Source organism: Brevibacillus sp. AG, assembly GCF_028369215.1.
GTDB lineage: Bacteria > Bacillota > Bacilli > Brevibacillales > Brevibacillaceae > Brevibacillus > Brevibacillus porteri.
Genome location: NZ_JAQMYO010000001.1, coordinates 702,789 through 716,644, shown reverse-complemented (window position 1 = coordinate 716,644; position 13,856 = coordinate 702,789). Strand labels below are relative to the sequence as shown.

The window sequence follows — 13,856 nt, the reverse complement described above, 5'->3', positions numbered from 1 at the left end:
ATGACCAGATTTGAAAGAGGAGAGAGCTGAACCTCTGGGAGAAGTAGCACGAGAAAAAAGCGCAAGCAATGATCCACAAAAGAAGTTTTCTGGAAATCACAAGCTTACGCCTTTCTCATGGAGAAACAATTAAGTGGTTTGTGGGGAGGGGAGTATACGATAAATCTTCCGTGGGCGCCCACGGTTCATCGGTGTTTCTTCCCCAATGAGCTCGATGATGTTGTGTTCTGCTAAATCACTTAGTATTCTTCGCGCATTGCGAGGAGTCATGCCCATCCATTCTGCGATCATCGAGGCGCTAATATATTTTTGCCCCAACGCTTTTTGGACGGAAATGATTTTGTTAAACGTCGTAATACTGACACCGGCTTTTTTCAGATTTTCGCTGATTTCCTTGTCCTGTGTCCAATATTCGTAGGTGATGCTGTTCGTTTGACGCAGTGGTCCTTCAATCGAACCGTCATGGTCGACAAGAATGGCGGCATCTCTATGGTTTTTGGCATGGCCGAGAGCGAGCTGTGCATTGCGCTCAGCAGACAATGCTGTGACACCAAAGCCGATTCCCATATTGGCATGCGAATTGGTGAGCAGCTTGATTTTTTCCAAAAGGATCGTGGGGTGAAATTCTGGATTTTCTTCGAATGAACCCCGGGTGGAAAAAATGATGAACTTGGAATTGCCAACGGCGACGAAGCTGCCTGATATCGACTCCGTGTAATCCAGCACTAGCTCCTGTAGCTTCAGGTCGAGGCGGCGTAGTTCGTAGGCGTTTGCAGGCTCATTTTCGAGTTTTTCCATGTCGGTTACCTCAATCAATTGAACAGCAATTTGGGAGCGCTTGAAATGGAGCGTTTCGCCCTCCTGCAGAATTTGCTTGAAAATCTCTCGAAATATGAAGCGCGTGAAGCCCATTCGGTATACTCTGATTCCTTGTCGTTTTAATTCTTCGGTGACGAAAAGCGTTCCCGTGACACAAGCGTCTACCTTGCTTTCCTGAATAAGGCGGGTGTGATAGGCTACCAATTCAGATCTCTGTCTGAATTCTTTATATGGCATTAGGTATGGATTCTCACAGTGCAGGCCCAATTCCTCTAAAGTCTCACGAAAATGTGCTTCCGAAATGGTATCGAAGCTCACGCGATCTAAAGACAAGCCATCGCGGTATACCAATTCGAGCAATACTTTGGTCAGGACACTTGAATTGACTTGCGGATAAAAGGCTTTTTTCTTGCCAATATGCGCTTTTGCCATCGAATAGGGGGCGACTCCAGAGAAGAACCAGATGTCTGTTTCCATATCATTTTCGGCTACATAGGTAGGTACTTGTTCCACTCCTTGATAAATAAAGGAGGTGAGCAGGATGTGATCGGAAAACTCACGTCCCACAGCTACCATTGCATCTACTGAATCTTTTGGACCGACTATGCCAACTTTTATCATCAAAATGTCCTCCAAAAAAGTTAAACTACGGGATAAACAGTTCGTTAGGAAGGAGAACCATCCTTTTTTCGGCATTTTAGTATGCCAGTCTTTCTTATATATATAGAATATAACCCATCGGATGGGCAAGCGAGCTGTAGCGACCACGAAGCTGTAAATAGGGATGTTTTAGGGAAAAATTCCGTATTAATGGTTGTATATTTGACAACTTTAGGCAAATTCCTTTATAAATCGATGCAAAAAATAAAAAAATCAGAATTGACATTAAATAATTACGGCACTATATTGTTGAATTAAGGAATGTTTTAGGTCAATTTCCGTTAAAGAGGTTGTTCAAAAGGAGGGCGCATTGAATTTTCTTAATCTTTTTGCAAGTCTGGACTAGGGGGTCGTATAGATGTCGCGTTATTTACTTAAAAGAATTCTGATGATGGTACTCACCTTGTGGATTATTGTAACGCTGACTTTCAGCCTGATGCACATGATCCCTGGTGATCCATTCGCGTCAGAGTCAGATCAGTTGCCCGAGCAAATTTTGTTGAATCTGCGTGCGAAATACAATCTGGATGAACCGCTTCCGATGCAGTATTTACTTTATCTAAAAAGTTTGGTCATGCTCGATTTAGGACCTTCTATTAAGTCGGAGACACGCGGTGTCAATGATATGATCAAAGATGGCTTCGGAGCATCTGCACTGATCGGTTTGCAGGCGATAGCGGTTGCCCTTTTTTTCGGACTTTTATTCGGAACAATTGCGGCATTAAACCGAAATACCTGGATTGATTATACGGCAATGGTCATGGCCGTATTAGGAATTGCTGTACCCAGCTTCATTATGGCGCCATTGCTCATTAATTACTTGGCAATCAAATGGCCGTTATTCCCAGTAGCGACGCTTACCAGCTGGAAACACTCGGTTCTGCCTTCACTCGCACTTGCTTTTGGACCATTAGCGATCATTACACGCTATATGCGTACGAGCATGATCGACGTGATGAACCAGAACTATATACGGACCGCTGAGGCGAAAGGGATTCCGACTTTTCTGATAGTGATCAAGCATGGAATCCGCAACGCTATTTTGCCGATCGTCACGTTTATGGGACCGCTTATCGCGGGGTTGTTAACTGGAACGTTCGTCGTCGAAAAGATTTTTGCGGTACCAGGGATCGGCAAGTACTTCGTCGATGGCATTTTCAATCGAGATTATCCCGTTATTCTGGGAACGACAGTATTCTACAGTGCCATCTTGGTGCTCATTATCTTCTTGATTGATCTGGCCTATATGTTCATCGATCCACGAATCAAACTATCGAGTAGGGGGAGGTAGCCAATGGCGGTAGATCAATCGGTAAATGAGTTGTTTCGACCTAGAGCTCAAAAAGCAGATGGACAGATCGCCCAGATGCGACCGAGCCTGACTCATTTTCAACAAGTTACGAGAAAGCTCGTCAGAAACAAGTTGGCAATGGTGGGTTTGACCCTGATTGTTTTGCTGATTGCCATGGCGATCATTGGACCACATCTCGTTCCGTACAGCTATTCCGATCAGAGTCTCTTGAATGCGAATCAGGAAATTTCGAGCGAGCATTGGTTCGGAACAGATGAGCTGGGTCGTGACATGTTTTCACGAACATGGTACGGAGCGCGGATTTCACTGATTATCGGAATATCGGCAGCGTTAATTGATTTGGTCATCGGAGTGACTGTCGGTGGTATTGCCGGATACATGGCCGGTCGAGGCAAAAAGGGAGACCGAATCGATACCATCATCATGCGATTGATCGAGGTCTTGTACGGACTACCGTACCTGCTCGTGGTGATCATGCTGATGGTTGTCATGGAGCCTGGAATTGTTACCATCATCATCGCGTTATCTGCAACCGGTTGGGTAGGGATGGCTCGTCTCGTTCGGGGACAAATCCTGCAATTGAAAAACCAGGAGTTCATCATGGCTGCGCAAGTGCTGGGTGCCAAATTCCCTCGCATTCTGTTACGCCACCTGATTCCGAACACGATCGGGGTCATCATCGTGAACTTGACGTTTACCATTCCGTCGGCGATATTTGCAGAATCTTTCCTCAGCTTTTTGGGGTTGGGTGTGCAAGCACCAATCGCTAGCTGGGGCACGATGACTAACGACGCACTCGGCGTCATTTTGACAGGGGATTGGTGGAGACTTTTCTTCCCGGCCCTGATGATTTCTTTGACGATGTTTGCCTTCAATGTCTTCGGTGATGGCTTGCAGGACGCATTGGACCCAAGAATTCGCGAGTAACCTCGCCACGAAGATAGGAGGATCAGACATGGCGGATCATTTGCTACAAGTAGAAAACCTCCGCGTACATTTCAAAACGTACGGTGGAGAGGTACAGGCTGTACGGGGAGTTACCTTTCATGTTGATCGTGGCGAGACGCTTGCGGTAGTAGGAGAGAGCGGCTGTGGGAAGAGTGTAACCGCCCAAGCGATCATGGGCTTGATCCCGAACCCGCCGGGAAGAATCGTGGATGGTCAGATTCGTTTTGACGGAAAAGTCATCACGGGGATGAACAAGAAGGAATTGCTTTCGGTTCGTGGAGCTGAGATCGGGATGGTCTTCCAAGACCCGATGACAGCACTGAACCCGACGATGAAGGTCGGCGCTCAGATCGTAGAGGGATTTGTTCGTACCCATCAGGTCAGCAAAGAAGAGGCGCGTAAAAAAGCGATGGAGATGCTTCGGCTCGTAGGTATCCCCGATCCGGAAAAACGTGTCGATCAATACCCGCATGAGTTTTCCGGGGGAATGCGGCAACGTGTCGTCATCGCGATTGCACTCGCCAATAATCCAAAGCTCGTCATTGCAGATGAACCGACGACAGCATTGGATGTAACGATTCAAGCACAAATCTTGGACTTGCTCCGAGAATTGCAGGAAAAGCAGCAGCTCTCCATCGTGATGATTACACATGACTTGGGTGTCGTAGCCGAAATCGCGCACCGGGCCGTGGTTATGTATGCAGGAATTGTTGTGGAAACAGGCAAGGTAGAGGATATTTTCGCAAATCCGAAGCATCCGTACACATGGGGCTTGATGCGCTCTCTGCCGCGGATCGATGGCGTGGAAAAGGAACGACTGGTACCGATTGAGGGAACCCCGCCAGATTTATTCCACCCGCCAAAAGGTTGTCCGTTCGCTCCGCGTTGTCAGTTTGCGATGGAAATATGCGAGCAGCAAATGCCGGACGCTTCCACATTCACCGAGGGTCACCAAGCTGCATGTTGGCTACATGATCCACGGGCACCGAAGCTGGAAGAATTGGTGGCAGCAGGGAGGCAGACGTAGATGAGCCAAGCGTTGGTTGAAGTCAAAAATCTAAAAAAGCATTTTGAGATCGGCAATGGGATGACGCTAAAGGCAGTCGACGGCGTGACCTTCACCATTAATCGCGGCGAGACGCTCGGACTAGTAGGCGAGAGCGGCTGTGGTAAGTCGACGTTGGGCAGAACAATGATTCGCCTCTATGAAAATACAGATGGAGAAGTTTTGTTCAAAGGCAAAAATGCACACCGTCTAAAAGGGAAAGATGCAGAGCAGTTCCACCGTGACGTCCAAATGATTTTTCAAGACCCGCAAGCAAGCCTGAATCCGCGCATGACTGTCATGGACATTATTGCGGAGGGCTTGGATATTCACGGCTTGTCCCGTGGTGCAAGAGCGGATCGGGTCAAAGAATTGCTGGAGCTCGTTGGTTTGTCTAAGGAACATGCGAACCGATTCCCTCATGAATTCAGCGGAGGCCAAAGACAGCGGATCGGGATTGCCCGAGCCCTTGCGGTTGAACCGGAATTTATCATCGCGGATGAACCGATTTCGGCGCTTGATGTGTCGATTCAAGCGCAGGTCGTGAATCTATTAGAAGACTTGCAGCAGGACAGGGGGCTGACTTACTTGTTTATCGCCCACGATCTGTCCATGGTGAAGCACATTTCCACTCGAATCGGAGTAATGTACCTCGGCAAAATGGTAGAAATGGCAAACAGCTTCGAGCTGTATGCAAAGCCACTTCATCCATATACACAAGCATTGTTGTCCTCGATTCCGATTCCTGATCCGACGATCAAGCGGGAGCGCATCATTTTGCAGGGCGATTTGCCGAGTCCTGCCAACGCGCCAAGCGGTTGTGTTTTCCGAACAAGATGCCCAAAGGCCATGGAGCAATGCGCGGCACAGATTCCGCAATGGCAGGAAGCCGCACCGAACCATTGGGTTGCTTGTCATCTCTATCAGTAGTTCGATTTTCTATCTTAATATATAGGGGGAAACAACGTGAAGAAATTAGCTGCCTTTGCCCTGTCGCTCTCGCTCGTTATTCCGGCTCTGGCTGGTTGCGGCGGTAGTGGCGAGTCAACATCGACTGGAGGTACCACTACTCCAGGCGCTGCTGCCAAACAAGAAGTTGTGTTCAATGCCAAGTCCGAGCCACCAGACTTGAACCCGCTCACCTCGACGGATACGACGTCCTTCTGGATCATGGATCACTTGGGCGAAGGCTTGTACACCAAGGATAAGGACGGCAATCCGATCCTGGGACAAGCCAAGGAAGTGAAGCTGTCGGATGACAAGCTGAAGTATACGTTCATTTTGCGCGATGATGCGAAATGGACCAACGGCGAGCCAGTGACAGCCGAGGATTATGCCTTTACGTACATGAAACACCTTGATCCGGCAACTGCTTCGACTACGGCTTACCTCCTCTATTACATTAAAGGAGCAGAGGCATACAACAAGGGCACAGGAAAAGCAGAAGATGTAGGGATCAAGGCTGTAGATGCAAAAACGCTCGAAATCGAGCTGGTTGCACCTACTTCATACTTTGACAAAATGCTGGCTACCCGTTACTGGCACCCGATCAACAAGAAGCAGGCAGAAGCCAATCCAAAATGGGCAGCAAATGCGGATACCTACATCTCCAACGGTGCTTACAAGCTCGTTTCCTGGAAGCATGACTCGGAGCTCGTGGTAGAAAAGAACGAGCATTATTGGAACAAGGCTGACGTAAAAATGGATAAGATCACCTGGAAAATGGTGAATGACGCCACGACTGCTTATCAGATGTACAAGAGTGGTGAGCTCGACTTCAACAAAGAGATGCCGTCTGACATCCTCGCGCAAGAAAAAGCGAGCCCAGATTTCAAATCCGTTCCTTACTATGGTACGTACATGTACATGTTTAACGTAACGAAAGAACCGTTTACGAATAAAAAAGTCCGCAAAGCTTTCGCCATGTCGCTTGATCGTAAAGCCCTGTCCGAAATGGTGAGCCAAGGTGGAGAGACACCAGCTTACTCCATGGTTCCGCGTGGTGCGATGCAACCAAACGGAAAAGACTTCCGCGAAGAAGGCGGAGATTACTTCAAAGAAGATTACGAAGCAGCGAAGAAGTTGCTGGCTGAAGGTATGCAAGAAGAAGGCTGGTCCACACTGCCAGACGTTACGCTGATGTACAACACCGATGAAAGCCACAAGAAAATAGCGCAAGCGATCCAAGAAATGCTCAAGAAAAACTTGGGCGTAGAAGTGAAAATGACAAACCAAGAGTGGAAAGTGTACCTGGATACAACGAAACAAAAGAACTACCAAATGGGCCGTATGGGCTGGGTAGGTCAAATCAACGACCCTGCATTTAACCTGGACTACTATTTGGGTGAAAGTCCGAACAACCGTACTGGTTGGGTAAACAAAGAGTATGATCAGTTGAATATGGCGGCAAAAGTTGAGCAAGATCCGAACAAGCGTATGGAATTGCTTCATCAGGCAGAAGCCATTTTGATGGATGACATGCCGTTCATTCCAGTCTACCACTACCAGCAAAACTATTTGGTGAAACCGAATGTAGAAGGTCTCACTTTCCCAGTCAACGCGTTCCCAAGTGCGCGCTGGGCAACCAAAAAATAGAAAAAAAGAGGAGCTTCTCCTCTTTTTTCTCTTTACATACTCCAATATACATCTAGCAAAAGAGGAAAGGATGATTTCTCTTGATTTTGGACTATCTGCAAGTGAAATCCGCGTATCAATTGAAGGTGGTACCGCAGCGTAGAGAGATTACCTTTTTAACGAAACAGTCAGGTATCGCGCAGTTGTGGCGCTGGAATGAAGATTCCAACCGCTCGGAGCAAGTGACCTTTTTGCCTGATCGTGTGGTAGCAGTTGACCATTCCCCGTGCGGAACGAAAACGATTGTTGGGATGGACAACAAGGGAGACGAGCGGCAACAGTTTTTTTTGCTAACGGAAAATGGTGCGGTTGTGAAGCCGCTGACAGACGCTCCCGATTACTTTCACTATTTAGGAGGCTGGTCTTTGTGTGGGCAAAAGATCGCGTGGTCCAGCAATCGTCGCAATCCGCGCAGCTTTGATATTTTTGTACAGGATGTCGAGAGTGGTGCGTATGAGGAAGTCTTCCGCTCTGATGGGCGCACAGATCCAATCGGCTGGCTGCCAGACGGGACAGGACTCATTTTCAGCGTACAGGAGACCAACATTGACAATTGTCTGTATGTGTTGAATCTGCAAACGAAGGAAGCGCAAAAGCTCGCCATTTGCAGCAAACATGCGCGCTATCATTCCTTGGTACTGTCAAAAGACGGCCAAACGGGATATCTCGTAACCGACCGCGATGAAAACACAAAAGTGTTGTGCCGCTTTTCACTGCATACAGGAGAGCTGAACAAACTGGTGCACGATGCGAAATGGGACATTGAGGAGGTCAAATTATCTCCAGATGAGAAGCGACTTGCCTTTACGATCAATGAAGGAGGCTACTCCGTTCTTGCTCTCTATTCTTTGACAGAGCAACGCTGGGAGCGGGTGGAGGAAGCACCACATGGAGTGATCTCTTCCTTGGCGTGGGTGAGTGATGATCAGCTCGCCTATACACTGAAAAGTCCTACACTTCCAGGCGACATCTGGACGTATACCATTTCGGAGCAAACCAGCAGACGTGTGACGAACATTGGTCAATCCGATGCGCTGGAAGATAAACTCATCGAGCCCAAATTGTGCAGCTTTCCCTCTTTTGATGGCTTGGAAGTACCGTATTTCCTCTATGCCAAAGATACATCTAATGATGCAGAGATAAAACCAGTCGTCGTCTACGTCCATGGCGGGCCAGAGAGCCAAATTCGACCGGAGTATCATCCCGTTTTTCAGTTTTTGGCAAACGAAGGCTTTACGGTGGTAGCACCGAATGTTCGCGGCAGCATGGGCTACGGTCGGGAATATGTCCAGCTCGATGATCGCCGCAAGCGGATGGATTCTGTAGCCGATTTGGCTTGGCTGGTCAAAGATTTAGGCAATCGCCCAAGCGTTGACCCGAATGCGATCGGCATCATGGGTCGCAGCTACGGAGGCTTCATGACACTGGCGGCACTCACGCATTACCCTGACCTGTGGGCCGCAGGTGTTGATATTGTGGGGATTTCCCACTTCAAAACCTTTCTGGAGAACACCGGGGCATGGAGACGGAGATTGCGTGAGGTGGAGTACGGGTTCCTCGGCGAAGACGATGACTTTTTTGAAGAAATTGCTCCTTTGAATCATTCCCATAAGATCTCGGCTCCGCTTCTCGTATTCCACGGGCGCAATGATACGCGTGTTCCTGTCAGCGAAGCAGAGCAGCTCGTAGCAGACATGAGAGGCAGGGGACAAGAAGTCGATTTGCACATTTTTGAGGATGAAGGCCACTTTACCGAAAAGCTGGACAATCACATCACGTTGAATCAAAAAATTTCCCAGTTCTTTTTGGAGCAACTGGCATCCACCAATAAAATCGAGGAGTGATTAGGATGACGCAAGTAAAAAGAGGCATAACGGCTGAAGATTTGTATCAAATGCGGTACGCGAGCGATCCACAGCTATCACCAGACGGAAAAACGCTTGCCTATGTGGAAAATCTCATCGATGAGTCCCACGCTTACCAAAATCACTTGGTGTTACGCAAATTGGATGTAGATGATCCACAGCCCCTGACGTCTGGCTCCCGCGACACCTTTCCGCGCTGGTCGCCGGATGGTTCAAAGATTAGCTTTGTTTCGAATCGATCTGGAAAACCACAGATTTGGCTGATCGATGCAAAGGGAGGAGAAGCAAGGCAGCTCACGCGTTGCAAAAACGGCGTCAGCAATCCGACTTGGTCACCTGACGGCAAATACATTGTCTTCTCGTCGATCCTGGATGAGGGTGAAACATTCGCAGACCTCGAGGGAACCGAGGAAAAAGAAAAGGCCAAAGCCATTCATGTCGGAAGAATGAAGTACAAATCCGATGATCTCGGGTTCATTTACGAGAAAAACAAGCAGCTGGCCATTGTTCAAGTAGAAACAGGCGAGGTTACTCCACTCAGCGATGGCCCGTACAATCATACGTTTGGCTCCTGGTCGCCGGACGGAAAATGGCTCGCCATTACGGCGAACCGAGCAGAAGATCCTGATTTTCAGCATAGCGTTGACGTTTTTCTCATCCCTTCTGAAGGGGGAGAATGGAAAAAGCTGACCAAAAGCAAGGGGACTTTTGCTTATCCAACCTGGTCACATGATGGGAACAAGCTAGCGTATATCGGAAGTGAATTGGACACACATTTGTACGCAGCACAGAAGCGCATCTGGGTATATGATTTGGAAAAGGGCGACTATACTTGCATCACAGCGGATTGGGACGTTCAGGTTGGCGATTCCACCATCGGAGACATGCGCTCGCCAGGTCACCCGAATCCAGGGGCTGTATGGACAGCGGACGGAAGAGGCATGTATTTCATCGCCAGCGAACGAGGAAATTCTGGCATTTATCACGTAACGCTGGACGGACAAGTCACGAGTGTTGTAGCGGGCAACCGGAATATTTACGGTTTTTCGCTGCATGAAAACGAACAAACGGTGGTTGCTGCCATCAGTGATCCGTTTACGCCCGGAGACTTGTATCAAGTAAGTCTGAAAGACGGCGAAGAAAAACGTTTGACAGCGCTGAACGAAGTGCTATTTGCAGGCATCGAGCTCCCTGTTCCTGAAGAAATGGAGTTTGTCGCGATGGATGGCTGGAAGCTGCACGGTTGGATGCTTAAGCCTGTCGGTTTTGAAGAAGGAAAAAAATATCCGATGGTTCTGCAAATTCATGGCGGGCCTCACTCTATGTACGGAAATACGTTTTTCCATGAGTTCCAGCTGCTCGCTGCAAAAGGCTACGCAGTACTCTATACAAATCCGAGAGGGAGCTTTGGCTACGGAGAGCGTTTTGTTCAGGCGTGCTGCGGAGACTATGGAGGGAACGATTATCGCGATTTGATGACGGCCGTGCAATATGCATGCGATCATTTCGATTTTGTCGATGAGGACTGCTTGGGTGTCGCAGGCGGCAGCTACGGTGGCTTCATGACGAACTGGATCGTCGGTAAAACCAATCGATTCAAAGCGGGTGTGACAGATCGGAGTATTTGCAACTGGGTAAGCTTTTACGGTGTCAGTGATATCGGATATTACTTCACTGCCGAAGAGATTCAGGCAAATCCATTCACGAATCCGGAAAAAATGTGGCAGCATTCACCGATTCGCTTGGTAGAGAACATAGAGACGCCACTGCTGATCATGCATGGGGAACATGACTACCGTTGCCCAATCGAACAGGCCGAGCAGTTTTATGTAACATTGAAGCATCAAGGTAAGGCCCCGGTGTCATTTGTCCGTTTCCCGGGTGCCAGTCATGAACTATCCCGCAGTGGTGATCCTGAACAACGCGTGTTGAGACTGCAATATACGACAGACTGGTTTGACAGCTATTTGGTTGCACACCAAAAAGAGAAAATCGAATAGGCAGCTAAATGCCGATAGGAGGTGCCCGATCGTGAACAAAGAACAAGTAATAGGTATCGTGCAAGAAAATTTGCCACAGGCAATCGAGAAGCTGAAGCAATATTTGCGTTTTCCTACCGTGTCCGCGCAGCATAAGGCCATCCCAGAGACAGTTGAATACGTGGTCAAGATGATTCATGAGGTTGGCGGAGAGACAAAGGTACTCGACAATCTTGGCGGCAATCTAGTCGTGTATGCGTTTTTTGCAGCAGGCAGTGAAGGAGACGCCAGCAAAACGATTCTGTTTTACGATCACTACGATGTTCAACCACCTGAGCCGTTTCATGAGTGGAACACGGAGCCGTTTGACCCTACGATCATCGATGGAAAGCTGTATGCACGTGGTGCTGCCGACAATAAAGGTGACCTCGTTGCGCGTCTGACGGCGATTCACATTTTGCAGCAGCAAGCGGGCGGTTTGCCTTGCAACATCAAGTTCCTGATCGAAGGAGAAGAAGAGATCGGCAGCCCGAATCTGGAGCCATATCTTCGAGAGTACAAGGATCTTTTCCAGGCGGATGCCTGCATTTGGGAATTCGGTGGAAAAGACGAAAATGAGCGAATCAGCATGGTTGCCGGGATCAAAGGAATGGCGTACCTTGAGCTGACATGCGTTGGGGCAGAGATCGACATGCATTCCTCTGTCGGTGCGTATGTAGACAATGCAGCATGGCGCTTGGTGCAGGCATTGGCGACGATGAAAAATCAGCAAAACGAGATTTTGGTCGAAGGCTTCTTTGACGGGATCGAGGAACCGACAGCGGATGAAAAGAAAGTCGTTTCCGAATTGCCGTTCAGTGAAGAGGCGACAGCAGCGCTATACGGTTTGAAACGCCCATTGATTACCGCAGCAAACAACGTGGACCCACGAGAAGCCATGGTTTTCCACCCGACTATGACCATTTGTGGTCTGGATAGCGGCTATACAGGAGAGGGTGCGAAAACGGTACTGCCGAAAAGCGCGAAGGCCAAGTTGGATTGCCGCCTTGTCCCAGGACAAGATCCACAGCACATCATGAATTGCATCGAGAACCATTTGGAGAAGCATGGTTTTACGGATATTACCGTCAGCATGATTAACGGACAAAAAGCGTACCGTTCCGATTTCCACCATCCATTTGTTGCTCACGTGCTGGATTCGGCTCGCGTCATTTACGAACATGAACCAGTGCTTTCTCCAAACGCGGCAGGCACGGGGCCGATGTATATTTTCGGTGAACAGCTGAAGCTTCCTGTTGTTAGTACAGGAGTAGGCTGGGTTGGCTGCAAAGTACATGCACCGAACGAATCCATCCGTTTGAAAGACTTCGAGGAAGGAATTGCCCATATGGTTGTCATGCTCTCTGGATTTGCCAAAGCGCTGTCAGAGTAGCGACATACGAGTGAAGAATCAGGCAATTCTATAGCGAAAAGGGGACCTTTCAGGTGAAAAGGTCTCCTTTCCTATTTGGAACCCTCTCGCAGCACTTCCAGAGTGGACTTTGCTTTTGCAAACCATGTACAATCGTAAATGATAATGTACATACATTTACAGGAGGCGAAATGCGTGAACAGCGATACACATCCATTCGAAATCGCAACCTTTGCAGGCGGGTGCTTCTGGTGCATGGTCAGTCCGTTTGACAAGATGCCAGGCATTGAAAAAGTCGTCTCCGGCTATACAGGCGGTCATGTCGAAAACCCAACCTATGAACAGGTATGCTCTGATACGACGGGACACTATGAAGCGGTCCAAATCACATATGATCCGTCGCTCATCACATACGAGGAATTGCTGCAAATGTTTTGGAGACAAATCGACCCGACTGACGCTGGTGGTCAATTCGGTGATCGAGGTCAATCGTATGCGCCAGCGATCTTCTATCATAATGAAGAGCAAGAAAGGCTTGCGTTGAAATCCAAGCAAGAGCTGGATGCGAGCGGTCGTTTCCAAAAGCCCATTGCAACGCTGATTTTGCCAGCCAAGCCGTTCTATCCGGCAGAGGAATATCATCAGGACTACTATAAGAAAAATTCAGTTCGCTACCAATACTATCGGGCGGCATCAGGCAGAGCGAAATTCACCAAGGAAGCATGGCGTGACCGTGCGAAGCAAGAAGAATTGAAAAAAATCTTGACCCCGCTCCAGTACGAGGTGACGCAAAATAACGGGACAGAACGTCCATTTACGAACGAATTCTGGGATCACAAAAAAGAGGGCATCTACGTAGACATCGTCTCCAACGAGCCTTTGTTCAGTTCCTTGGACAAGTTCGATTCCGGCTGCGGTTGGCCATCCTTTACCAAGCCATTGCAAGAGGAAAACGTAACCGAGCATGTGGATTTGACACATAATATGATTCGTACAGAGGTTCGCAGTAAAGATGCAGATTCTCATCTCGGCCACGTTTTCGAGGACGGTCCTGGAGAAAATGGATTGCGCTACTGCATCAATTCAGCTGCATTGCGCTTCATTCCGAAGGATCGTTTGGAAGAAGAAGGCTTCGGGGAGTTTCAGCGATTATTTGAAAAAGAATAGAGTGTGGACCGCTACT

The 13,856-nt window shown here is 48.5% G+C and carries 10 protein-coding genes; 9 read left to right on the top strand and 1 reads right to left on the bottom strand.

The genetic code is table 11. The annotated features are described in order from the left end of the window. Positions 1-129 precede the first annotated feature (129 nt). Positions 130-1,440 carry a hypothetical protein gene (locus tag POF51_RS03045; protein ID WP_069845191.1) on the bottom strand — a complete coding sequence of 437 codons (1,311 nt, stop codon included), beginning with the start codon at positions 1,438-1,440 and terminating at the stop codon, positions 130-132. 397 nt (positions 1,441-1,837) lie between these two features. On the opposite strand from POF51_RS03045, the gene POF51_RS03040 reads away from it, so the two are divergent. The 9 genes from POF51_RS03040 to msrB all read left to right on the top strand — a co-directional run bounded on the left by POF51_RS03040 (position 1,838) and on the right by msrB (position 13,840). After that, positions 1,838-2,770 (top strand): ABC transporter permease, encoded by a 933-nt coding sequence (locus POF51_RS03040; protein WP_069845189.1) that lies wholly within the window; start codon positions 1,838-1,840, stop codon positions 2,768-2,770. A gap of 3 nt (positions 2,771-2,773) precedes the next feature. Next, positions 2,774-3,718: an ABC transporter permease gene (locus tag POF51_RS03035; RefSeq protein ID WP_069845188.1), complete on the top strand. Its 945-nt coding sequence runs from the start codon at positions 2,774-2,776 to the stop codon at positions 3,716-3,718. 28 nt (positions 3,719-3,746) lie between these two features. Beyond that, a complete protein-coding gene (locus POF51_RS03030) occupies positions 3,747-4,766 on the top strand; it encodes an ABC transporter ATP-binding protein (protein WP_026043061.1) in 1,020 nt (339 codons plus the stop codon). Next, on the top strand, positions 4,767-5,714 hold the full coding sequence (locus POF51_RS03025; protein WP_271753766.1) for an ABC transporter ATP-binding protein: 948 nt from the start codon (positions 4,767-4,769) through the stop codon (positions 5,712-5,714). Between the two features lie 36 nt (positions 5,715-5,750). Next, positions 5,751-7,379 (top strand): peptide ABC transporter substrate-binding protein, encoded by a 1,629-nt coding sequence (locus POF51_RS03020; RefSeq protein WP_069845187.1) that lies wholly within the window; start codon positions 5,751-5,753, stop codon positions 7,377-7,379. Positions 7,380-7,459: 80 nt separating this feature from the next. Then, on the top strand, positions 7,460-9,262 hold the full coding sequence (locus POF51_RS03015; RefSeq protein WP_271753763.1) for a S9 family peptidase: 1,803 nt from the start codon (positions 7,460-7,462) through the stop codon (positions 9,260-9,262). A gap of 5 nt (positions 9,263-9,267) precedes the next feature. Further along, positions 9,268-11,283: a S9 family peptidase gene (locus POF51_RS03010; protein WP_271753761.1), complete on the top strand. Its 2,016-nt coding sequence runs from the start codon at positions 9,268-9,270 to the stop codon at positions 11,281-11,283. Positions 11,284-11,314: 31 nt separating this feature from the next. Continuing rightward, complete coding sequence (locus POF51_RS03005) at positions 11,315-12,694, top strand: M20/M25/M40 family metallo-hydrolase (protein WP_271753759.1); 1,380 nt, start codon at positions 11,315-11,317, stop codon at positions 12,692-12,694. A gap of 174 nt (positions 12,695-12,868) precedes the next feature. Next, positions 12,869-13,840, top strand: a complete 972-nt coding sequence (gene msrB / locus POF51_RS03000; protein ID WP_069845183.1) for a peptide-methionine (R)-S-oxide reductase MsrB — start codon at positions 12,869-12,871, stop codon at positions 13,838-13,840. The last annotated feature ends 16 nt before the right edge of the window (positions 13,841-13,856 follow it).